Origin of the sequence: Lentzea flava, from assembly GCF_014648475.1 — a bacterium.
Classification (GTDB): Bacteria; Actinomycetota; Actinomycetes; order Mycobacteriales; family Pseudonocardiaceae; genus Lentzea; species Lentzea flava.
Map to the genome: position 1 here is coordinate 1 of NZ_BMRE01000087.1, position 21,902 is coordinate 21,902.

Genomic DNA, 21,902 nt, shown 5'->3' on the forward strand with positions numbered 1-21,902 from the left:
TGCTCCTGGCCCAAGCCAGTTGATCACCTGTGTTGCGACGACCCCTCGAATCCACCCCTCAGGTGGAAGAAGGAGCCCTTCATCGATCTGGCCTAGGGCTTCTTGGAGCCGCCGAACCTGTCGACGTTCTCGACCTCGGCCGTGGGCGCCGCCGGAAGGTCGGCGCCGTTGACACAGCCGCCGACGAACTCGATCGACCCGCCCGTCCTGACGAAGCGGCCGGCTTCGTCGCAGCCCGCGTGAGCCACTGTCAAGAACGCCGCGCCGGTCAGTGCCGCAGCCGTGGTCACGGCTCCGACCAGCGGAATCACCGCGGCCACGCGTCGTGCGAGTGCCATGCCACCTCCCCACGATGTGTATCCCCCGTAAAGCACCTTACCGGGGGAACGCCATCAGAGGTTGCCGCGTCGCTCCTGCTCGCGCTCGATGGCCTCGAACAGGGCCTTGAAGTTGCCCTTGCCGAAGCCCAGCGAGCCGTGCCGCTCGATCAGCTCGTAGAAGACGGTCGGGCGGTCCCCGATCGGCTTCGTGAAGATCTGCAGCAGGTAGCCGTCCTCGTCGCGGTCGACCAGGATGCGGTGCTCCTTGAGCACCTCGATCGGCACGCGGACCTCGCCGATCCGGGGCCGCAGCTCCGGGTCGTCGTAGTAGGTGTCCGGCGTCTCCAGGAACTCCACGCCCGCGTCGCGCATGGCCGTGACGGTGCGGATGATGTCGTTGGTCGCCAGCGCGATGTGCTGGACGCCCGCGCCCTCGTAGAACTCCAGGTACTCGTCGATCTGCGACTTCTTCTTCGCGATCGCCGGCTCGTTCAGCGGGAACTTGACCCGGTGGTTGCCGTTCGAGACGACCTTGGACATCAGCGCCGAGTAGTCGGTGGCGATGTCGTCGCCGATGAACTCCGCCATGTTCACGAAGCCCATGACGCGGTTGTACCACTCGACCCAGTAGTCCATCTTGCCGAGCTCGACGTTGCCGACGCAGTGGTCGATGGCCTGGAAGAGACGCTTCGGGGCGCCTTCCGGACGCTTCACCGTGGACGTGCGCGCCACGTAACCCGGCAGGTAGGGGCCGTTGTACTTGGAGCGGTCCACCAGCGTGTGGCGGGTCTCGCCGTAGGTGGCGATGGCCGCGAGACGGACGGTGCCGTGCTCGTCGGACACGTCGTGCGGCTCCTCCAGCACGGTCGCGCCCTGTTTGCGGGCGTGCGCGATGCACTGGTCGACGTCGCCGACCTCCAGCGCCAGGTCGACCACACCGTCGCCGTGCTTGCGGTGGTGGTCGAGCAGCGGGGAGTCGGGCTTGACGCCGCCGTGGATCACGAAGCGGGCGGAGCCCGACTTCAGCACGAACGACTTGTGGGAGCGCTGGCCGGTCTCGGGGCCCGCGTAGGCCACGAGCTCCATGCCGAACGCCACCTGGTACAGCCAGGCGGTCTGCGTGGCGTTGCCCGCGACGAACACCACGGCGTCCATGGCGCGCACGGGGAAGGGGTCCTTGGTCGCGTCGTAGTCGACCAACCCCACGAGCTGCCGGAGCTGGTCGTAGCTCACGTCGTCAAGCTGCTGCGTCATGCCTCACAGCATGAGTCGACCCAACAGGGTGAGCAACAGTCAGCGATTTCGCTGTGCAATTTGTATAGTGATCTGTGCCTTCAGATCAGCAGAGTGAGCACTCTGACCAGCCGGTGGACGAACTGGACGCCCGGCTGCTGTTGCTGTTGACCGACGAGCCGCGGCTCGGGGTCCTCGAATGCTCCCGCCGGCTGGGTGTCGCGCGCGGAACGGTGCAGGCGCGGCTGGACCGTCTCGTCGAACGCGGCGTGCTCACCGGGTTCCCGCCGGCGCTGGATCTCGGCGCGATGGGCTACGGGCTGACGGCGTTCGCGGTCGTCGAAATCGCGCAGGGACGGCGCGCGGAGGTGTGCGAGGGCCTGGCCGCGATTCCCGAGGTGTGCGAGGTGCACGCGACGACGGGCCAGGGAGATCTCTTCGTGAGAATGGTCGCGCGGTCGAACGCGGACCTGCAGCGCGTGGTCGACCACGTCGTCGACGTGCCACACGTGCGGCGTCTGTCGACGTCCATCGCTTTGTCGACACCCGTGCCACCACGGGTGCGGCCGTTGCTGGAACGCGTGAAGGGGCGGCCACCCCGGTAGGTGGCCGCCCCCTCACAACGTCTCAGTGACTACCCGGCGTACGGCAGCGCCTTGATCAGCGTGACCTTCTGGAGCTTGCCGTTGGGCAGCTCGTACTCCACGGTCTCGCCGTCCTTCGCGCCGTTCAGCGCCTTGCCGAGCGGCGAGGACGGGGAGTAGACCTCCATCTCGCCGTGCGCGCCCTCTTCGCGGGTCGCGAGCAGGAAGGTCTCGGTCTCGTCGTCGCCCTCGTAACGGATCGTGAGCACCGTGCCCGGCGCTGCGACGCCCTTGGTGGTGGGGGCCTCGCCGACCTTCGCGGCCTGGAGCAGCTCGTGCAGCTGGCGGATGCGCGCCTCCTGCTTGCCCTGCTCCTCGCGAGCCGCGTGGTAGCCGCCGTTCTCGCGCAGGTCGCCCTCCTCGCGGCGGGCGTTGATCTCGGCAGCCATGACCGGGCGGTACGCGATAAGTTCGTCCAGCTCAGCCTTGAGCCGGTCGTAGGCCTCCTGGGTCAGCCAGGTCACCTGGGTGTCGCTCACGGTCACCAACTCCTCGTCTTGCTCCGGCGCACGTGTGTGCACCAGATAGTTCCCGGGCCGTGGGCCCGGAACGGAAAAACACGGCCCGCGCCGGGGCCGTGCTTGAGCCTCAAGAGTAACACGTGGACAACGTTCAGCGACGGCGATTTGTTCCCCAGTTCGCCGTTTAAACCGCAGATCACCCGCTTGGCCGCTAGCTCGTGGACAAGTAGGGGGGAACCTGGTAAGAGCACCCGAACACCTCGCCGGTGACCGGCGGCTTCGAGGTGCGCAGAACTGTTGTCTCGACGACGACGGAATTCCCTGGAGGCACCAGAACTTCGCGTCTGCCCGCTTCGTCCCCGTCCTTGGACCGGGCCCGAATGATGCAAACGGCCGGACGCTCCGGTTGATCTCGGGAAACCTCGAAACTGACCTTCACGCTGTCGTCGCCGAGGATGATGAACGCCGTCTGCTTCGCCTCGATCGGCTTTGTGCCGAGATTTCGGTATCCCACGAAGGCGACCACCGCGCCCACCGCCACGGCTACGGCGAGTAACCCCCACCGAGCCCACTTGTTGAGCGGTTTGCGCTTGCTGTTGCCGTATCGCCCCTCCGGGAGCGCGCGTTGAGCCACTTTCCCGCGCCCTCCTAACCCGCTGGGGAACAATGACGACCGACGTTCAGTTGTTGAGTGTCGCAGGACCGTTCACACAGGAGGACCACGGGGGTCATGGCCGACAAGCTGCGCCTTATGGCAGTGCACGCACATCCCGACGACGAGTCGAGCAAGGGCGCGGCCACGATGGCCCGCTACGTCGCCGAAGGTCACGACGTCATGGTCGTGACCTGCACCGACGGTGGCGCGGGCAGCATCCTCAACCCGGCGATGGACAAGCCGGACGTGCTCGAGAACATCGTCGAAGTCCGCCGGGAGGAGATGGCCCGTGCGGCCAAGATCCTCGGCATCCAGCACCGCTGGCTGGGGTTCAAGGACTCCGGCCTGCCAGAGGGCGACCCGAAGCCGCCGCTGCCCGAGGGCTGCTTCGCCCTCGTGCCGCTGGAGGAGTCGGTGCCGTCGCTGGTGGAGGCGATCCGCGACTTCCGCCCGCACGTCGTCGTGACGTACGACGAGAACGGGGGCTACCCGCACCCGGACCACATCCGCACGCACGAGATCTCGATGGCCGCGCTGGACGCCGCGGCCGATCCCGAGTTCGACCCGTCACTGGGCCCGGCCTGGGAAGTGCAGAAGGTCTACTACTCGCACGGCTTCTCCCGCGCCAAGCTCCTGGCGTTCCACGAGGCGATGGAGTCCCGCGGCCTCGAGTCGCCCTACACCGAGTGGCTCGCGCACTGGGACGCCGACCGCCCGGACGTGATGGAACGTGTGACGACCCAGGTCGAGTGCGCGGACTACTTCGACGTCCGCGACGAGGCCCTCAAGGCCCACGCGACCCAGATCGACCCGACCAGCCGCTGGTTCGCCATCCCGATGGAGCTGCAGCGCGAGATCTGGCCGACCGAGGAGTACGAGCTCGTGCGGTCGGTGGTGGACTCGACGCTGCCGGAGAACGACCTGTTCGCCGGAGTTAAGGTCTAGGGGTGCTCTCCCCAGACTTCGACCTCAGCAGCACGGTGGCGTTCGTCGCCGTGCAGCCGTCGAACACGAACAACGACAAGGGCGGCCAGGGCGAGGACTTCGGCAAGTCCTCCCCGGTCGGCCTCGTCCTGCTGATCCTGTTCTTCATCGCGGTGTTCTTCCTCGTCAAGTCGATGAACAAGCACCTCAAGCGGGTGCCGGCGTCGTTCGACGAGCCGGCTGAGGACAAGCCGGAACCGGAGAAGAAGGACTAGCCGAGCCGGGTCTCGATCACGAACTCGTGCACCGCCTCGAAGGCGGGCGGGTGCTCGGGCAGGTCGCTGGTCGCCCGCGCGTTCTGCAGTTCCTCCTGCCAGTGAGCGAGGTCCGCCTCCAGCCGTTCGGGAGCGGGCCGTCCCGCGACGCCCGCCAGCGCCCGGTGCTCGCCGAGGATCTTCGCCTCGATCAGCGCGGTCAGGTAGTCCGGCCCGTCGAGCTTGTCGAGCAACGTCGGCAGGTGCGCGATCACCTCGCCGGTGCGCAGCAGGTGCACGCCGGTCAGGAGCGCGCGGAACGTGTAGAGCAGCGGCTTGATCTCGCCGGTCCGCTCGAACAGCCGCCACTGGGTCACCGCGAACCCGCGGTAGTGGTGCCCGTGCCGTGACGTCAGGCACCCCGCGGCGAGGTCGGCGAGCTTCCGATGGCCGTCCGTGGTGTGCACGACGAGCGGCGAGAGCAGCTGCTCCAGCACGTAGCCGTTCGGCCGGGTGAGCAGCCGGCAGAACTTCTCCACGTCGTGCGTCACGAGGTCGATCTCGACACCGTCGCGCACCCACATCCGCTCCTTGGTCTCCGGGCCGTGCCGCAGCCCGACGACCTCCCTCAGCGGCAGGACGTGCACGCCGCGCAGGTCGACGTCCGAGTCGCGGGACGGGAACCCGTACAGGTGCGCGCCGGACACGGTCGCGAAGAGCAGGTCGTGCGACTGCTCCGCGACCACCGCGCTCAGGTCAGGAACCTCGTAGCTCACAACATCCTCCTGCGCACCGACACCAGCCAATCCTCCACCCGAGCCCGGTCCGGCTCCTCCGGCAGCGGGCCTTCTGCGCTCGCGAGCTCGTCGCCGAGCCGGTGCGCCCAGGCCACGGCCTCGTCCCACGGCATCTCCTCGTTTCGGATCCTGAGGAGGGCGCGGTCCGCGGTGATGTCGAGCTCGCCCGTGCGCACCAGGTGCAGGCCGAGCAACCGCAGCCGCACGACGTGCATGAGCTGCTTCGGCTTGAGGTTGCGGCCCGCGCGCGACAGCTGCATCTCCGTCGCGCGCATGTACGCCCGCACCGCGTACCGGGAGAGGAACGCGGGCAGCAGCGCCCGCAGCTCCTCTCCCAGCGGCGTGATGACCTCGACCAGCGGGCTCACCAGCGTTTCGAGCACGGTCGGGTTGGACTTCAGCGCCAGCTTGCAGAAGTGCTCGACCTCCCAGCTGAGGCGTTCCGGCTCGGGTCCCTCGACCGACGTCGGGGGCTTGTCCAGGCGCCAGAACGCCTCTGTGGGCGCGACGAAAACCCCGCGTCTGTCCACATCGGACTCTGCGGTCGCGAGCCCGTAGGCGTGCGACCCGATGATCGCTTCGAGAATCACAGTCGTGGGTCCACCGGTTCCGATTCGAGTGCCAGCACACCGAAGACGCACTCGTGCACGCGCCACAACGGCTCGCCGCGCGCGACGCGTTCGAGCGCCTCGATGCCCAGGGCGTACTCGCGCAGGGCGAGTCCGCGCTTGCGGCCGAGACCGCGCTTGCGCAGCCGTGCGAGGTTCTGCGGCTCGGTGTAGTCCGGGCCGTAGATGATCCGCAGGTACTCGCGCCCGCGCACCTTCACGGCCGGCTGCACGCGAGGGCTCAGGTTCGCCAGCGGCTTGACGACCATGCCCTCGCCGCCCGCCTCGGTGAGCTCCTCCCACCAGCGCACGCCGGCACCGGGATCCGCGGTGTCGACCACGAGGTGCCGGGTCTGCTGGAACAACGGCCCTTCCAGCCGGCTCAGCGTCTCCAGGTGCCACAGGTGCGAACGGTCGTGGAACGTCCGTCCCTCGGTCGCCAGCAGCTGGAACGGCGCGATCCGCACACCCTCCAGCCCCTCGGTCGGCCAGCAGTACCGCTCGTAGGCCGCCCGGTAGGCCGAAGCGTTCGCCGATCGCCTTTCCGTGCGCGCCAGCAGGTCCGTCACGTCGATGCCACGTGCCCTCGCGGCTTCCAGCATTTCCACCGCGACGGGCAGCGCTCCGCCCGCCGCGGCCCCGACCGCCGCGTACTGCTCGCGGATCAGCCCGGACGCCTTGGCGTTCCACGGCATCAGCTCGGCGTCGATCAGCAGCCAGTCCGTCGAGAACTCGTCGAACAACGGCTTCGCGCCGTCCCGCACGCGGTCGAGCAGCTCGTCACCCAGCGCGCCGTCGAAGAACGCCCGGCCGGTGCGCGTGTAGATCGCACCGCCTTCCGTGCGCACCAACAGCACCGCGCGGGAGCCCATGTGCTTCTCCTCGCAGATCACCTGCGAGACACCGGCGGCCGCGTACTCCGCGAAGGCGTCCTCCGGGTGCTCCAGCACGTCGTCGCGCTGCGAGGTCGCCGTCGGAGCCATCGTCGGCGGCAGGTAGAGCAGGTCGTGCGGGTCGATCGCGAACCGGCTCATGACCTCCAGCGCGCTCGCCGACTGCTCGGCGCGGATCGTCACGGCGCCCATCACCGACGTGTCGATCCGGCGCAGGCCCGTGACGTCGGTGAGCGCCAGCACCTCCGGCTCGCGCTCGGCGGCCGGGGCGGGGAACGGCCGGTCGTTCTCGTACCAGACCTGGTGCGCCTTCACGGAGACGAGCTCCTTCTCCGGGTAGCGCAACGCGGTCAGCTTGCCGCCGAACACCACACCCGTCTCCAGGCACATGGTGTTGTTGATCCACTCGGCCTCCGGCACCAGGACGTGCCCGTACAGCACCATCGCGGAACCGCGGTAGTCGTTCGCCCACGGCAGGCGCACCGGCAGCCCGTACTCGTCGACCTCGCCGGTCGTGTCGCCGTACAACGCGAAGCTGCGCACCTTCGCCGACGCACGGCCGTGGTAGCGCTCGGGCAGGCCGGCGTGCGCCACGACGAGGTTTCCGCCGTCGAGGACGTAGTGCGCGACCAGGCCGTCGCAGAACTTCGTGGCAGCGCGGCGGAACTCCTCCGGCTCGTGGGCGAGCTGCTCCAGGGACTTCTCCAGCCCGTGGCGCACCGTCACCTTGTGCCCGCGCAACGCCCGCACGAGCTTCTCCTCGTGGTTTCCGCGCACGCTGAGGGCGTGGCCGTTCGCCACCATGCCCATGACGAGCCGGAGCACACCGGGCGTGTCCGGTCCGCGGTCCACGAGGTCGCCGACGAAGACGGCCTTGCGCTCGCCCGGCGGAACCGCGTCGACCGCACGGCCTTCGTCGTCACGGACCAGCTCGTACCCGAGCTCGACGAGCAGCTCCTCCAGCTCCGCGCGGCAGCCGTGCACGTCACCGATCACGTCGAACGGGCCGGTCTCGTGCCGCAGGTCGTTGAGCAGCTTCTCGTACACGATCACCGCGCTGTCCACTTCGGACTCGGAGCGCAGCACGTGGACGCGCTTGAACCCCTCCTTGCCCAGGTACTTCAGCGACCGCTGCAACGCCGCCCGGTGCCGCTTCACGACGTGCGCGCCGAAGTCGCGGTCGGGCCGCTGTGCGTTGCGCTTGAGGCACACGTCGGTCGGTGTGTCGAGCACGATCGCGACCGGCAGCACGTTGGCCTTCTTGGCGACCTCGATCAGCTTGGCGCGGTCAGGCGCCTGCACGTTGGTGGCGTCGATGACGGTGACCTTGCCGGCTTCGAGTCGCTTCGACGCGACATAGTGCAGCACGTCGAACGCCGCCGCGGACGCCGACTGGTCGTTCTCGTCGTCGGACACGAGCCCGCGGAAGTAGTCGCTCGACAACACCTGGGTGGGGAGGAAGTGCTTGCGCGCGAACGTCGACTTGCCGGAACCGGAGGCGCCGATCAGCACCACCAGACACAGGTCGGGAATCTTCAGTTCCATCAGTCGTCCGCCCCCAAGCTGAACACCGCCATCTGGGTCGGTGCGCCGCGTTCGGCGTCCTCCGGCCCGATTCCCACATACCGCACGCGGTAACCACGTCGTGCCGCAACTCCGTCCGCCCACGCCGCGAACTCCGCCCGAGTCCACTCGAAACGGTGGTCGGAGTGGCGCAGCTGCCCTTCCGGCAAGGTTTCGAACAACGCGTTGTATTCGACGTTCGGCGTCGTCACCAGCACGGTCACCGGTCGCGCCACGGCGAACACCGAGTGCTCCAGCGCGGGTAGGCGCGACGGGTCGACGTGCTCGACGACCTCCATCAGCACCGCCGCGTCGTAGCCGGCGAGCGCGGTGTCCACGTACGTCAAAGCCGACTGCCGCAACGTGATCCGTTCGCGGACGCGGTCCGGCATGCGGTCGAGCCGCAGCTTCCGCGCGGCCTCCTGCAACGCCTTCGCGGACACGTCGACACCGTGGATCTCGGCGAACTCCGGCTCCTTCACGAGTTCACGCAGCAGCGCGCCACCACCGCAGCCGAGGTCGAGCACACGCTTGGCCCGTGCCTCCTTCAGCGCCGTGATCACGGCCTCCTTGCGCTGTGCGGCAAGGGAGATCTTCGGTTCGGCCAGCGCGTTGTCCAGCTCCTCCGGTTCGACCTCGTCGACGTCGGCGAGGCGTTCCAGGGCGGAGGTGATCAGCGGTCGCTTGCGCGCGAGGTACCTGGTGGTGATCAGCTCCTTGTCGGGGTGGCTCGCGAGCCAGCCGTCGCCCGCCTTGAGCAGCTTGTCGACCTCGTCGGCCGCGACCCAGTAGTGCTTGCCGCCGTCGAGCACGGGCAGCAGCACGTAGAGGTGCTTCAGGGCGTCGCTGAGCCGCACGGTGCCGGTGAGCGTGACGTCGCCGTAGCGCGAGTCGCCGTGTTCGGTGATCGTCACCTCCCAGCCGAGTGGTGCGAACAGCCGTTCCGCGAGCCGGTGCGGCAGCGCGGGAATGCGGACGACCAGCGGAATCGGCGTCCTGGCGAGCTCGGGGTAGCTCTCGCTGCGGCCGTTCATCGCGGTGCGGAACACGCTGCCGAGCGCGACCGTGAGCAACGACCCGGCCGCGTACGGGCGGTCGTTGACGTACTGGGTGAGCGTGCTGCCGGGACCTCGCACCAGCGCGATGGGGTCGACCTCCAGCAGGAGGGCGACCGTGCACTCCTCGTTCGTCGCCTTCGGGTAGAAGACGTGCGCGACGCCCGAGCTCGTCGTGAAGGACTGAGCCCGGTCCGGGTGCTTGTGCAGCAGATGACCGAGGTCGGTCGCCGGCTGGTGGGTCGTGGTCATGGTGAGCAACACGAGGTCGAGTCTGATCGAGAGTCGGTCTCCGCGCTGCTGAATTAGTGTTGATTGCATGAAGAACCGGCTCGCCGACGCGACCAGCCCCTACCTGCTGCAGCACGCCGAGAACCCGGTCGACTGGTGGCCGTGGTGCCCCGAGGCGTTCGAGGAGGCGCGACGGCGGAACGTTCCCGTGCTGCTTTCCATCGGTTACGCGGCCTGCCACTGGTGCCACGTGATGGCGCACGAGTCGTTCGAGGACGAGGCTGTCGCGGCGTTCCTGAACGAGCACTTCGTGTCGGTGAAGGTGGATCGCGAGGAACGCCCGGACGTCGACGCCGTGTACATGGAAGTCACGCAGGCCATGACCGGGCACGGCGGGTGGCCGATGACGGTGTTCCTCACGCCTGACGCCCGGCCGTTCCACGCGGGCACGTACTACCCGCCGTCACCACGTCCCGGGATGCCGTCGTTCACCCAACTCATCGAGGCGGTCTCGGCCGCGTGGACCTCGCGTCCGGACGAGGTCCTGGAATCGGCTTCCGTTGTGGTGGAGGAGATCTCCCGGCACTCAGCGCCGCTTCCGCCGTCCACTGTGGACGCTGATGTGCTGGCGGGTGCGGTCGTGTCGCTGCTGGGCGAGTTCGACCGGCGCAACGGCGGATTCGGTGGCGCGCCGAAGTTCCCGCCGTCGATGGTGGTCGAGTTCCTGCTGCGGCACCACGAGCGCACGGGTTCGGTCGAGGCGATCTCCATGGCGACCGCGACGGCCGACGCGATGGCGAACGGCGGCATGTACGACCAGCTCGGCGGCGGGTTCGCGCGCTACAGCGTCGACGCGTCGTGGACCGTGCCGCACTTCGAGAAGATGTTGTACGACAACGCTTTGCTGCTGCGCTTCTACACGCACCTGACGCGGGTCACCGGTTCCGAGCGGTACGCGCGCGTCGCCAGGGACACCGCTTCCTTCCTGCTGCGGGACCTGCGCACGGCCGAAGGTGGCTTCGCCGCGTCGCTGGACGCCGACACCGAAGGCGTCGAGGGCCTGACCTACGTCTGGTCGTTCGACGAACTGGGGGAGGCCGCGGCTGCTTTCGGCGTGACCGAGGAGCCGAACTTCGAGGACGGCAAGTCGACGCTGCGGTTCGTGTCGGAGCCGGGGGAGGACGTGCGGGCCGCGCTGATGGCCGTGCGGGCCGCGCGTCCGCAGCCCGGCCGTGACGACAAGGTGGTCGCCGCGTGGAACGGCCTGGCGATCGCCGCTCTGGCCGAGGCCGGCGCGTTCTTCGGCGAGCCGTCGTGGATCGTGGCGGCGTCGGAAGCGGCGTCGCTGCTGGCGTCGGTGCACCTCGTCGAGGGCAGGCTGCTGCGCACCTCGCGCGACGGGGTCGCCGGGCCGTCGTTCGGCGTGCTGGAGGACTACGGCTGCGTCGCCGACGGCCTGCTGGCGTTGCACCAGGTCACGGGCTCGATCCGGTGGCTCGACCTGGCGTGCGGCCTGCTGGACACCGCTCTCGCCCGGTTCGCCGTGCCGGACTCTCCCGGCGCCTACTACGACACCGCAGACGACGCCGAGTCCTTGGTGCGCCGCCCCGCCGACTCGACCGACAACGCGTCGCCGTGTGGCGCGTCCTCGCTGGCCTCGGCGCTGCTGACCGCTTCTCTGCTGACCGGCGCTCAGTCCTCGCGTTACCTGACGGCTGCCACGGAGGCCGTGACGCGCGCCGGCCTGCTGGCCGCGCAGGCGCCTCGTTTCGCCGGCCACTGGCTGACCGTCGCCGAGGCGTTGGTCGCCGGTCCGCTGCAGGTGGCGGTGGTCGGCGTCGACGACGCGCGCCGCGCGGAACTGTGGGCGGCGGCGGTCGCTCACGTGCCCGGCGGCGGCGTCGTCGTGGCCGGTGAACCGGGCTCGGTGCCGTTGCTGGAGGACCGGCCGCTGGTCGACGAGGCCCCGGCCGCGTACGTCTGCCGCGGCTACGTGTGCGACAGGCCAGTCGTTTCGGCAGATGCCCTGGTCACTTCGCTGACGGCGAACACTCCGCGCTGATTACAGGCGTAACGTCAGTAATGACGTAATCATGTAATCAGGGGTGGTTGAGATGGGACGTGGATGGCGAGGAAGAGGCGGCTGGCAGCAGGCTGACCTCCCGCCGGCGGACGACGCGGCGGCGTGGTTCGCGGGCAGGCTGCCCGACGGCTGGTTCACCGGCGCACCCGAGGTGATCGTCGACCGCGAGGAGATCACCGTCGTCGGCACGCTGCCCCCGCTGGAGGGCGAGTTCGACGACGCCTCGCGCGCCGCAGCCGAGTCGGGCCGCATCTCCCGGTGGCGTGAGGAAACGCGTTCCGAGCGCATCGAGATCGCACGCCAGGCCGAACACCGCTACGGCCGCAAGGTGGCCTGGGGCGCGTCCCTCGGTGGCACGCGCGAGCTCTTCACGCACCTGGCCGTGCCGGTGATGACGCGCCTGCGCCAGCCGGAACGCCAGGTGCTCGACACGCTCGTGGCCGCGGGCGTGGCCCGGTCTCGTGCGGATGCTCTGGCTTGGGCGGTCCGCCTGGTGGGCGAGCACGCGGACGCATGGCTCGGCGAGCTGCGCGAGGCGATGGCGAAGGTGGACGATCTTCGTTCGCAGGGACCGGATCTGTCGTAACGGCTGACCGTTCGGCCGCGAACTTCTGACCGTGAGGTTCCCGGACGTCGGCTATGGCCGTGGCGCGGCTCATCTGGTCGTGCGCAAGGCGTTGCGCGATCGCGAAGCCCGTTCTAGGCGCCGTGGCCGACGAGGAGCTCTCGGCCGAACTCGCGGCCGCCTACCGCGACTCCTACCGCTGGCTCGCCGGCCGGACCGCCGTTGATCGGCGAGTCGACGCGATCGTCGACGTCGTGCTGGGCCTGGCCATCTACGGAACGGCCGGCGTGCTGGGGTGGCTCATCAGCCGCCGTGCCGAGCCCGACTACCTGGTCTGGGGTCTCTTCGTGCTCGGCTGGCTGGGTGGTGGGCTGGCTTTCACCGGTTTCTCGATGATCGTGTCGCGATTGCCCGCGAGGCTGCAGAACTTCGTGTTCCTCTCGTTGACCGCCGGTGTGCTCGGTGGTGGCTATCTGCTGTGGCGGGCAACGGGTATGGCGTTGTTCGACAGCATCGCCGCGAACTGGTGGTACGTAGCGCTGGCGGGTGCGGCCGTGGGACCCGCCGCGATCCTGGTCGGTTTCATGCCGGCGTTCTTCGTGGTCGGCTGGTTCCAGGAGCACGCCGACAACTACCGCGAACCGCGCACGGCGTTGCTCGCGCGTCTCTTCGAACTGACCCGCGCACTCCTCGATCCGCGCGCGCTCACGGACCATCAGGCGACGTTGCTGCACAAGCTCGACGAGGCCGCCGCCGTCCTCGAATCCGGCTTCTGGCGAGAGGTCCGGCTCACGGATCCGGTGAGCAGAGCGACGTGGCGAGACCGTTGCCGGCAATGCGCACGGCGTGTCCGTTCCTACGACCTGTGGATCGTCCTGCCCCGCCGGGAGACGCGCGAGGACCTCCTGGCCGAGATCACCGCCCTGATCCAGGTGCTGGTCCGCGGCTGCCTCGACGAACTGCCCACCGCCGACCCGCGCCCGCGGCGCAGGCTCGCTGGGTTCGGTGGCAGGGTGCGTGCTGGGCCTCATCCCGCCGGCGCTGGTGCTCGGCGCCAAGCTGGCGGGGTTCGACCTGTCCGGCCCCATCGGCGGTGCCTGGGTGGTGGCGGCGACCGCGTGGTTCGCGCTGACCCTGCTCACCACGTTCGACAGCCAGGCCGCCACCCGCATCTCCCTGCTGAAGGACGCCGCCGAACTGACCGCGTCCTTCCGCGGAGGCGCCCCCAAGCCGTGATCCCTCAGGAGGCAACGACTTCCGGTGCGCTGTCAGACCCGCTCGCTATCGTTGATTTTGGGGGAACCCGGCCCGCGTCGTGTGTGTGGTGGGCGCCCCTGCGGAGCCCGATGGCGCACCCGAGTGCGACCGTGGCAGCCCCGGCAGCGGAAACCAGCGTGAACTCCTGCGCGCCCAACAACACGGAAGTCACAAGGCCGGACACGGGCATCAGGCCGATGAGCACACCTGCGCGGTCAGAGCCCAACCGGTTCACAGCGAAGTACCAGAGCCCGAAAGCCAGCGCGGTCACCACCAGCGCCAGCAGCACCAGCGCGAAGCTCTGCCGTGCGTCCGGCACCTGCCAGCCACCGACGAACGTGCCCAGAACCGCGCCGATCACCGCCGCCAGCAGGCACGTCCAGGTCGCCACGCCCAGCACGCCGAGGCGCTTCACCACTCCGACGGCGAACAGGGTGAAGCAGACCTCGCCGACCATCGTCAGCAGCGCGAGCACGAGACCAGGGCCGTGCCACGTGCCGCCACCGGACAACAGCACGATGCCCGCCGCCACCACCACTGCACCGACAACGGCGGACGTCGTCCGTTGGCGTGATAGCAGGGCCAATGCGATCGGAGAACCGCCCATCACGGCGGCGACGAAGCCCGGTTCGGCGTACTGCTGCGCGGCGATGAGCAGGGCGTTGAAGCCGAGCATTCCCGACGCCACCACGCCCAGCAACGGCGGGATGTCGCGCCACGACGGCATGGGAAGCCGACGGGCGACCAGCAGCAGCACGGCCGCACCCAACAGGTAGCGCATGGCCTGCCCGGTCAGTACCGGATAGCCGTCGAGCATGCCCGTGATGGGCACCGACGCGCCGACGATCGATGCCGCTGTCGCTCCCGCGGCCACCCCGAGTTTCATGCCGTTGAGCTTCACGGCGAACTGGTCCAGGTTTAAGCTCCACTTTGATGGTTGCGAACTGGTCCACTTTTCGTGAGCTGCTGTTGCCGGGGCATCAGCGGCGGCGTGGCGTGGAGGTCGAGCTGCGCAGGGCGATCCGCGACGGGCGGCTGGCGCCGGGGACGCGCCTGCCGTCGAGCCGGGACCTCGCGGCGCAGCTCGGGGTGGCGCGCGGCACCGTCACGTCGGCGTACACGCAGCTGGTGGCGGAGGGGTACCTCACGACGCGGCGCGGTTCGGGTACGACGGTCGCGAGCCTCGGGCCGGCCGGGGTGTGCGGTGTGCCGGAGCCGCCGGACCGGTGGCGGTTCAACCTGCGGCCCGGGTTGCCGGCGTTGGGCGCTTTTCCGCGGGCGGAATGGGTTGCGGCGCACCGGGCCGCGCTCGCCGACCTGCCCGACGACGACCTCGCCTACCCCGACCCGGCCGGCTTTGTGGGGCTGCGCAAGGAGATCGTCGACTACCTGGCGCGGGTGCGGGCGGTCGTCGCGCGGGACGCGGTGATCACGAACGGTGCCGCGGACGGGTTGCAGCTCACCGCGCGGTTGCTGAACGGCAGCATCGCGATCGAGGAGCCGAGCCACTTCGGCGGCGAGCACATGTTGCGCTCGCACGGGCTCGACACCGTGCCGATCCCGGTGGACGACAAGGGAATTCGGGTCGATCTTCTGTCCAAAACGGACTGCCGGGCGGTGCTGGTCACGGCGGCGCACCAGTTTCCGCTGGGCGTGGTGCTGCACCCGGAACGGCGGCGGGCGCTCGTGGAGTGGGCGCGCGAGCGGGACGGGTTGATCATCGAGGACGACTACGACGCCGAGCACCGGTACGACCGGCCCGCGCTCGGGGCGTTGCAGGCACTCGCGCCCGAGCACGTCGTGTACCAGGGGACGACCAGCAAGGTGCTGGCGCCCGCGTTGCGCCTCGGCTGGCTCGTGGTGCCGGAGCGGCTGCGCGAGGGCATCGTGAACCGCAAGAAGTACAACGACATGGGCACCGCGACGATCCCTCAGGCGGCGTTCGCGCACATGTTGCGGACAGGCGGCTATGACCGGCATTTGCGACGTACGCGCGCGCTCTACCGGAAGCGGCGGGACGCGCTGCTGGAGGCTGTTGCCGAGCACCTGCCCGAATGGCAGTCCATCGGCGTTGCGGCCGGGCTGCACGTGGTGTTGCGCATGCCGGACGGGACGGACGACCTCGCGTTGAAGAGCAGGCTTGCGGAGCGTGGCGTGCACGTGTGGGCGTTGGCGCAGTACACGCGCACGCCGATGTGGCCGGGCTTGGTGCTCGGCTATGCGGCGCTCACGCCTGACCGCCTGCGGGAGGCGGTCAAGGAGATCGCCGCGGCCGCCTAGAGGATGTGCTCGCGGGCGGTGGTCATGTCACCGCTCAGGATGTGCTCGCGCATGGTGCTCGCGTCGCTGCCCAGGATGTGCTCGCGGTCGGTGCCGGCTCCGGGCGTGGCCGCGGCGACGGCGGCGACGAGCAGGGCGGCAGCGACGATCTTGAAAGCTCGCATCACGAGATAAACCCCCAGGCAGAACGGTTGTCGTGGTGAGCCTAGCCCGACCGTCCGGAAATTGTCAGTGCTCGGGTGCACCATGAGTTCGTGCTCCTTTCCGAAGTAGTCGACACCTCGGCCGCCGTGGCGGCGACGCGGTCGCGCCTTGCCAAGGTCAAGGCGTTGTCCGCGCTGCTGCGCTCGGCGACGGCCGATGTCGTGGCCGCGGTGGTGTCGTTCCTCATAGGCACGCCGCGGCAGGGTCGCATCGGCGCGGGCTGGCGCACGGTCTTCGACCTGTCCGTGCCCCCGGCCGCCCGGGCCGGGCTCACGGTCGCCGAGGTCGACGCCGCGCTCGCCGAGGTGGCCGCGACGTCCGGCAAGGGCTCTGCGCAGCGCCGGGCCGACCTGCTGGCGGCGCTCTTCGGCCGTGCCACCGAGGCGGAGCAGGACTTCTTGCGCCGCCTGCTCACCGGCGAGCTGCGGCAGGGCGCGCTGGAAGGCGTGATGCTGGACGCGATCGCCTCGGCCACGGACGTGCCGGGTGAGACGGTGCGCCGTGCGTTCATGCTGTCCGGCCGATTACCGGAGACGGCGGTGGCGGCGCTGGCCGGCGGTGCGGAGGCGCTGGAGGCGTTCCGGCTGGAGGTCGGGCGTCCCCTGCGGCCGATGCTGGCCTCACCCGCGGAGTCGCTGACCGACGCGCTGTCCGAGCTCGGCAGCTGCGTGGTGGAGCACAAGCTCGACGGCGCGCGCATCCAGGTGCACCGCTCTGGCGACGAGGTCCACATCTACACCCGCACGTTGCGCGAGATCACCAAGTCGGTGCCGGAGCTCGTCGAGCTCGTGCGCGGCCTGCCGTGCACGTCGGTGGTGCTCGACGGCGAGACCCTGGCGCTGACCGACGAGGGGAGGCCCCGCCCGTTCCAGGAGACGATGAGCCGGTTCGGCGCGCAGGACGAGCGCGAGCTGCTCCTGCACCCGTACTTCTTCGACTGCCTGCACCTCGACGGCGAGGACCTGCTCGACGAGCCGCTGAGGGATCGCCTGGCGGCCTTGCGCCGGGTAGCGGGTGAGCACGTCATCCCCGGCGTGCTGGACCCGTCGCCGGACGAGGCGGCCGAGGTCGTCACGGCGTCGCTGAGCGCGGGCCACGAGGGCGTGATGGTGAAGTCGCTGGCCTCGCCGTACGCGGCCGGCCGCCGCGGCCGCGCCTGGCAGAAGGTGAAGCCGGTGCACACCCTCGACCTGATCGTGCTCGGCGTGGAGTGGGGCAGCGGCCGCCGCCGCGGCTGGCTGTCGAACCTGCACCTGGGAGCCCGCGACCCGGACGGCGGCCCGCCGGTGATGGTCGGCAAGACCTTCAAGGGCCTCACCGACGAGCTGCTCACGTGGCAGACCAAGGCCTTGCAGGAGATCGCGACCGAGCAGACCGACTGGGTGGTCATGGTCCGCCCGGAGCTGGTGATCGAGATCGAGCTGGACGGCGTGCAGGTCTCGCCGCGCTACCCCGGTGGCGTCGCACTGCGGTTCGCCCGCGTCGTGCGCTACCGCCCGGACAAGGACCCGTCGGAGGCGACCACGATCGAGGAGGTGAGGGCACTCCTGCCCACCGCACAACCGAATCCCGAGTCCTGACGGCCACGGCGGCACGGGTCATCCTGCCGATCGGCCTGGACACCGGCCACACGGTGACGCTCGGCGTCCGGACGGGGCTGCACCGCCTCGTGGTGGACGCACGTCAGCACTGAAAATGGCGTGCGGCTCCGAGCCGTCCGCCAATAGCGTCAAGCCGGTGACCGACGCCGCCGCGCTGCTCCGCGCCTACGACGACCAGGCCCGCTCCGCCGAGTGGAAGGTCCCGGACCCGGACGCCACCGTCCACCGCGACGGTCCCGTGCACCGGGTGTCCTGGCCGAAGCGACGAGGTCTGGTCGCCGGGCTGCCCGACCTGGGCATCTCCGGCGCCGACCTGGACGCCCTCATCGCCCGCCAGCGCGACTTCTTCGCCGCGCGCGACCAGGGTGTCGAGTGGAAGACGTGGGGCCACGACACCCCTGCCGACCTGCCGGAACGGCTGGTCGAGGCGGGCTTCGAGTCCGAGGGCAGGGAGACGGTGCTCATCGGGCTGGCCGAGGAGATGGTCGCACCGGTCACCCTGGACGGGATCACCCTGCGGGAGACGAAAGAAGAGGCCGACTTCGAGCGGCTCGCGGCGTCGGCGTCCGAGGCGTTCGGCCAGACGGTCAGCTGGCTCGCCGACTACCTGCGCGACCGCAAGGACGACCCGAACACCGTCGTGGTCGTGGCCGAGGCGGACGGCCGGATCGTGTCGTCCGCGCGGCTCGAGATCGTGCCCGGCACCCAGTTCGGCGGCCTGTGGGGCGGCAGCACCCTCGCGGAGTGGCGCGGCCGGGGCATCTACCGCGCGCTCGTCGCACACCGGGCCCGCGTGGCCCTGGCCCGCGGCGTGAAGTACCTCCAGGTCGACGCGTCCGAGGACAGCAGGCCGATCCTGGAGCGGCTGGGGTTCGTGAAGGTCACCACGACCACCGGCTACGCCTGGAAGCCGAGGTGACACGGCGGGTGGTCCTGGCCCGTGCCCACGCCGGACGGGCAGGGCCTGCCGTGGTGATCCAACCCGGACTGAATGCCCAAGTGAGACGCACCGGGTATCGTGGAAGCACGTGCGGTTCATCGAAGGGCATCGACCCTCTTACGACCTGACCTACGACGACGTTTTCCTCGTCCCCGGCCGCAGCGCCGTGGAGTCGAGGTTCGGCGTCGATCTCTCCACTTCGGACGGCACGGGAGCCACGATCCCGATCGTCGTCGCCAACATGACGGCGGTCGCCGGGCGGCGGATGGCCGAGACCATCGCGCGGCGCGGCGGGCTGGTCGTCATCCCGCAGGACGTGCCCACCGAGGCCGTTGCGGAGATCATCTCGTGGGTCAAGGAGCGGCACCCGGTCTGGGACACGCCGCTGACGCTGACCACGGGCGACGCGGTGGCGGACGCGTGGAACCTGCTGCACAAGCGGGCCCACGGTGCGGTGATCGTCGTGGACGACGGCAACAGGCCCATCGGCGTCGTCGACGAGGCGGCGCTCACGGGCGTCGACCGGTTCACGCGCATCGGCGACGTCATGAACACCGACGTGCTCAAGCTGCCGCTCGGCACGAAGCCGCAGGACGTGTTCGACCAGCTCCACCACAGCGCGCACAAGATCGCGCTGGGCATCGACGACGAGCAGCGGCTGGCAGGCGTGCTGACCGAGCTGGCGGCGCTCAGGGCCGAGATCTACAGGCCTGCCACCGACGGCGACGGCCAGCTGCGGATCGCGGCCGCGGTCGGGGTCAACGGTGACGTCCGCGCCAAGGCCGAGGCGTTGCTCAAGGCCGGGGTGGACGTGCTGGTCGTCGACACGGCGCACGGGCACCAGGAGAAGATGATCGCCGCGCTGAAGGCCGTGCGGGAGGCGAACCCGAGTGTGCCGGTCGCGGCGGGCAACGTCGTGACGGCCGAAGGCGTGCGGGATCTCGTCGAGGCGGGCGCGGACATCATCAAGGTCGGTGTCGGGCCGGGCGCCATGTGCACCACGCGGATGATGACGGGTGTCGGGCGGCCGCAGTTCAGCGCGGTGGCGGAGTGCGCGGCCGAGGCGCGCAGGCTCGGCAAGCACGTGTGGGCCGACGGTGGCGTGCGGCATCCGCGCGACGTGGCGTTGGCGCTTGCGGCGGGTGCCAGCAGCGTCATGGTCGGCAGCTGGTTCGCCGGCACCTACGAGTCACCCGGTGACCTGCAGCGGGACGAGCGCGGAAACCTCTACAAAGAATCGTTCGGAATGGCGTCCAAGCGGGCCGTGACGGCGCGGACGCGCAGCGACAACGCGTTCGACCGGGCCAAGAAGGGGCTGTTCGAAGAAGGCATCTCCACCTCGAAAATGCGCTTGGACCCGGTGCGCCCGAGCGTGGAGGATCTGCTGGATGCGATTACCTCCGGCGTTCGCTCGGCCTGCACGTATGCGGGCGCGACCTCGCTGGAGGAATTCCACGCCAAGGCTGTTCTCGGCATCCAGTCGGCGGCTGGGTTCGCGGAAGGGCGGCCGTTGCCAGGGGGATGGTGAGAAATGGACGAGGCGGTAGAGGTAAGAGAACTCCGCAAAGTCTATAAAACCGGACAAAAACCGGCGGTGGACGGGTTGAGCTTCACCGTCCGCCGCGGTGAGGTCTTCGGACTGCTCGGGCCGAACGGCGCGGGCAAGACGACCACCGTCGGCGTCCTGACCACGCGCGTCCGCCCCACCTCGGGGCAGGCGTTCGTGGAGGGCGTCGACGTGGTCGCCGACTCGAAGCGCGCACGGCAGCTGCTGGCTGTCGTGCCGCAGCGCAACAACCTCGACCGCTCGCTCAACGCGCGGCAGAACCTGTTGTTCCACGCGGCCTACCACGGCATCGGGCCCGCGGAACGCAAGAAGCTCGCCGACGACATCCTCGAGCGGATGGGGTTGAAGGACCACGAAAAGGCGCTCGTCGACACGTTGTCGGGCGGGCAGGCGCAACGGCTGATGATCGCCCGCGCGTTGATGCACCGCCCGAAGGTGCTGTTCCTCGACGAACCCAGCACCGGGCTCGACCCGCAGGCGAGGCTCTTCGTCCACGAACGCGTCGCCGCACTGCACGCGGAAGGCGTCACGGTCGTGCTGACCACGCACGACATGGACGAGGCCGCCAAGCTCTGCGACCGCGTCGGCATCGTCGACCACGGCAAGCTGCTCACGCTCGACACGCCCGCCGAGCTCACGAAGAGCCTGCCGGGCAGCAACACCGTCAGCGTCACGGTCGGCCTGAACGGGCACGAGCCCGCGAAGATCACCCAAGCGTTGTCCGAAGTGGACGGTGCGCAGCGGGTGGAGGACGTGAACAACATGTTCCGCGTCTACACCGACGCCGACACCGCGGTCACCCTGCCCGCCGTGCTGAACGCGCTGCGCGACCTCGACGTCGTCGTCAGCGACGTCGCGATCGGCAAGCCCAGCCTGGAAGACGTCTTCATCCACCTGACCGGCAGGGAGCTGCGGTGAGCCAACTCAGGACGTTCCAGGCGATCCTGTGGCGCGACGTCTTCGTCACGGGCCGCGAGCTGCCGAGCTTCCTCGCGCAGGTGATCATCCAGCCGTTCTTCATCCTCTTCATCTTCGCGAAGGTGCTGGGGGACATCGGTTACGTGCAGAACGACTTCGCGCAGGTGCTGCTGCCCGGCATCATCGCGATGAACGGGTTCCTCGGCGCGCTGCAGAACACGACGCTGCCGCTGGTGCTCGACTTCTCGTGGACGCGGGAGATCGAGGACCGCCTGCTCGCGCCGATCTCCATCCCGCTCGTCGCGGTCGAGAAGATCGTGTTCGGCGCGATCCGCGGGTTCTTCGCGGCGGTGCTGATGGTGCCCGTCGGGTTCGTCATGCTCGACGTTTCCTGGGCGTGGGAAGGGATTCCCGGCGCGCTCCTGGTGATCGTCCTCGGCTGCCTGGCCGGGGGAAGCGTCGGCATGGTGATCGGCACGTCGGTGCCCGCGCGCCGGGTCAACGTGATGTTCGCGGTGATCCTCACGCCGTTGCTGTTCACGGGTTCGTCGCAGTTCCCGTGGCGTTCGCTGAGCGACGATCTGCTGTGGTTCAAGGTGATCTGCGCGCTCAACCCGCTGACGTACGTGAGCGAGGGCATGCGGGCGGAGCTGGTGCCGGACGTGCCGCACATCCCGTTGCCGATCGTGTTGCTGGTGCTCGTGATCGCGATCGCCGGCTTCGGAGGGCTCGGCCTGCGCGGCTTCATGAAACGCGCCCTGGACTAGAAAAGATGAACGGCGCTTTTGTTCACCTGGTGTTTTAACCGGGGGTGAGTTCGTTGGGACGGGTCGCCGCGTCAGCGGCGGC

23 protein-coding genes are annotated in these 21,902 nt (G+C 69.5%); 12 read left to right on the forward strand and 11 right to left on the reverse strand.

Translation table 11 applies throughout. The features are described 5' to 3' along the window. Positions 1–92 precede the first annotated feature (92 nt). Together IEZ09_RS43445 and hppD are read right to left on the reverse strand one after the other, a co-directional pair. A complete protein-coding gene (locus IEZ09_RS43445) occupies positions 93–338 on the reverse strand; it encodes a hypothetical protein (RefSeq protein WP_189259722.1) in 246 nt (81 codons plus the stop codon). Positions 339–392: 54 nt separating this feature from the next. Continuing rightward, positions 393–1,574, reverse strand: a complete 1,182-nt coding sequence (gene hppD / locus IEZ09_RS43450; RefSeq protein ID WP_189259723.1) for a 4-hydroxyphenylpyruvate dioxygenase — start codon at positions 1,572–1,574, stop codon at positions 393–395. Positions 1,575–1,687: 113 nt separating this feature from the next. Here hppD and IEZ09_RS43455 point away from each other — a divergent pair, with 113 nt between their 5' ends. Continuing rightward, a complete protein-coding gene (locus tag IEZ09_RS43455) occupies positions 1,688–2,158 on the forward strand; it encodes an Lrp/AsnC family transcriptional regulator (protein ID WP_229813461.1) in 471 nt (156 codons plus the stop codon). A 29-nt stretch (positions 2,159–2,187) separates the two neighbouring features. On the opposite strand, the gene greA is transcribed toward IEZ09_RS43455, so the two are convergent. Further along, a complete protein-coding gene (gene greA / locus IEZ09_RS43460; RefSeq protein ID WP_229813464.1) occupies positions 2,188–2,685 on the reverse strand; it encodes a transcription elongation factor GreA in 498 nt (165 codons plus the stop codon). A 184-nt stretch (positions 2,686–2,869) separates the two neighbouring features. Next, positions 2,870–3,292, reverse strand: coding sequence for a DUF4307 domain-containing protein (locus tag IEZ09_RS43465; RefSeq protein WP_189259725.1), 423 nt, complete (start codon positions 3,290–3,292; stop codon positions 2,870–2,872). Between the two features lie 96 nt (positions 3,293–3,388). Here IEZ09_RS43465 and mca point away from each other — a divergent pair, with 96 nt between their 5' ends. Both mca and IEZ09_RS43475 read left to right on the forward strand, forming a co-directional pair. Beyond that, positions 3,389–4,258: a mycothiol conjugate amidase Mca gene (gene mca / locus IEZ09_RS43470; protein WP_189259726.1), complete on the forward strand. Its 870-nt coding sequence runs from the start codon at positions 3,389–3,391 to the stop codon at positions 4,256–4,258. Between the two features lie 35 nt (positions 4,259–4,293). Then, positions 4,294–4,512 (forward strand): hypothetical protein, encoded by a 219-nt coding sequence (locus IEZ09_RS43475; protein WP_229813465.1) that lies wholly within the window; start codon positions 4,294–4,296, stop codon positions 4,510–4,512. Here IEZ09_RS43475 and IEZ09_RS43480 read toward each other — a convergent pair. Genes IEZ09_RS43480 through IEZ09_RS43495 form a run of 4 tightly spaced genes read right to left on the reverse strand, consistent with a single transcriptional unit; the run spans position 4,509 to position 9,671 of the window. Beyond that, positions 4,509–5,267, reverse strand: a complete 759-nt coding sequence (locus IEZ09_RS43480) for a nucleotidyltransferase domain-containing protein (RefSeq protein ID WP_189259728.1) — start codon at positions 5,265–5,267, stop codon at positions 4,509–4,511. The two genes, IEZ09_RS43475 and IEZ09_RS43480, sit on opposite strands and share 4 nt — an antisense overlap. Beyond that, on the reverse strand, positions 5,264–5,878 hold the full coding sequence (locus IEZ09_RS43485) for a nucleotidyltransferase domain-containing protein (RefSeq protein ID WP_229813463.1): 615 nt from the start codon (positions 5,876–5,878) through the stop codon (positions 5,264–5,266). The genes IEZ09_RS43480 and IEZ09_RS43485 overlap by 4 nt, the downstream gene beginning before the upstream one ends. Beyond that, on the reverse strand, positions 5,875–8,334 hold the full coding sequence (locus tag IEZ09_RS43490; RefSeq protein WP_189259729.1) for a polynucleotide kinase-phosphatase: 2,460 nt from the start codon (positions 8,332–8,334) through the stop codon (positions 5,875–5,877). Before IEZ09_RS43490 ends, IEZ09_RS43485 begins: the two co-directional genes overlap by 4 nt. After that, positions 8,334–9,671 carry a 3' terminal RNA ribose 2'-O-methyltransferase Hen1 gene (locus IEZ09_RS43495; RefSeq protein WP_189259730.1) on the reverse strand — a complete coding sequence of 446 codons (1,338 nt, stop codon included), beginning with the start codon at positions 9,669–9,671 and terminating at the stop codon, positions 8,334–8,336. Before IEZ09_RS43495 ends, IEZ09_RS43490 begins: the two co-directional genes overlap by 1 nt. Before the next feature lie 55 nt (positions 9,672–9,726). Between IEZ09_RS43495 and IEZ09_RS43500 the strand changes: the two genes are divergently transcribed. Next, positions 9,727–11,700, forward strand: coding sequence for a thioredoxin domain-containing protein (locus IEZ09_RS43500; RefSeq protein ID WP_189259731.1), 1,974 nt, complete (start codon positions 9,727–9,729; stop codon positions 11,698–11,700). A gap of 52 nt (positions 11,701–11,752) precedes the next feature. After that, entirely contained in the window at positions 11,753–12,307 is a 555-nt protein-coding gene (gene abmR / locus IEZ09_RS43505) for an ATP-binding transcription factor AbmR (RefSeq protein ID WP_189259732.1), read from the forward strand. A 113-nt stretch (positions 12,308–12,420) separates the two neighbouring features. Here abmR and IEZ09_RS43510 read toward each other — a convergent pair whose 3' ends face one another. Next, positions 12,421–13,317 (reverse strand): hypothetical protein, encoded by an 897-nt coding sequence (locus IEZ09_RS43510; protein ID WP_189259733.1) that lies wholly within the window; start codon positions 13,315–13,317, stop codon positions 12,421–12,423. On the opposite strand from IEZ09_RS43510, the gene IEZ09_RS43515 reads away from it, so the two are divergent. Then, positions 13,304–13,522, forward strand: a complete 219-nt coding sequence (locus IEZ09_RS43515; RefSeq protein WP_189259734.1) for a hypothetical protein — start codon at positions 13,304–13,306, stop codon at positions 13,520–13,522. The genes IEZ09_RS43510 and IEZ09_RS43515 overlap by 14 nt on opposite strands. Before the next feature lie 4 nt (positions 13,523–13,526). Here the strand turns inward: IEZ09_RS43515 and IEZ09_RS43520 are convergent, their stop codons facing one another. Continuing rightward, positions 13,527–14,429: a DMT family transporter gene (locus tag IEZ09_RS43520; RefSeq protein WP_189259735.1), complete on the reverse strand. Its 903-nt coding sequence runs from the start codon at positions 14,427–14,429 to the stop codon at positions 13,527–13,529. Positions 14,430–14,476: 47 nt separating this feature from the next. On the opposite strand from IEZ09_RS43520, the gene pdxR reads away from it, so the two are divergent. Then, a complete protein-coding gene (pdxR, locus tag IEZ09_RS43525; protein ID WP_189259736.1) occupies positions 14,477–15,823 on the forward strand; it encodes a MocR-like pyridoxine biosynthesis transcription factor PdxR in 1,347 nt (448 codons plus the stop codon). On the opposite strand, the gene IEZ09_RS43530 is transcribed toward pdxR, so the two are convergent. After that, positions 15,820–15,990: a hypothetical protein gene (locus tag IEZ09_RS43530; RefSeq protein WP_189259737.1), complete on the reverse strand. Its 171-nt coding sequence runs from the start codon at positions 15,988–15,990 to the stop codon at positions 15,820–15,822. The two genes, pdxR and IEZ09_RS43530, sit on opposite strands and share 4 nt — an antisense overlap. Before the next feature lie 87 nt (positions 15,991–16,077). On the opposite strand from IEZ09_RS43530, the gene IEZ09_RS43535 reads away from it, so the two are divergent. The 5 genes from IEZ09_RS43535 to IEZ09_RS43555 all read left to right on the forward strand — a co-directional run bounded on the left by IEZ09_RS43535 (position 16,078) and on the right by IEZ09_RS43555 (position 21,820). Next, positions 16,078–17,607, forward strand: a complete 1,530-nt coding sequence (locus IEZ09_RS43535) for an ATP-dependent DNA ligase (protein WP_189259738.1) — start codon at positions 16,078–16,080, stop codon at positions 17,605–17,607. Between the two features lie 157 nt (positions 17,608–17,764). After that, complete coding sequence (locus tag IEZ09_RS43540; protein ID WP_189259739.1) at positions 17,765–18,547, forward strand: GNAT family N-acetyltransferase; 783 nt, start codon at positions 17,765–17,767, stop codon at positions 18,545–18,547. A gap of 109 nt (positions 18,548–18,656) precedes the next feature. Further along, complete coding sequence (locus IEZ09_RS43545; protein ID WP_189259740.1) at positions 18,657–20,096, forward strand: GuaB1 family IMP dehydrogenase-related protein; 1,440 nt, start codon at positions 18,657–18,659, stop codon at positions 20,094–20,096. Between the two features lie 3 nt (positions 20,097–20,099). After that, positions 20,100–21,053 carry an ABC transporter ATP-binding protein gene (locus tag IEZ09_RS43550; RefSeq protein ID WP_189259741.1) on the forward strand — a complete coding sequence of 318 codons (954 nt, stop codon included), beginning with the start codon at positions 20,100–20,102 and terminating at the stop codon, positions 21,051–21,053. After that, the gene (locus tag IEZ09_RS43555) at positions 21,050–21,820 is read left to right on the forward strand and encodes an ABC transporter permease (protein ID WP_189259742.1); all 771 of its coding nucleotides are present in this window, start codon (positions 21,050–21,052) and stop codon (positions 21,818–21,820) included. Before IEZ09_RS43550 ends, IEZ09_RS43555 begins: the two co-directional genes overlap by 4 nt. Positions 21,821–21,902: the final 82 nt, after the last annotated feature.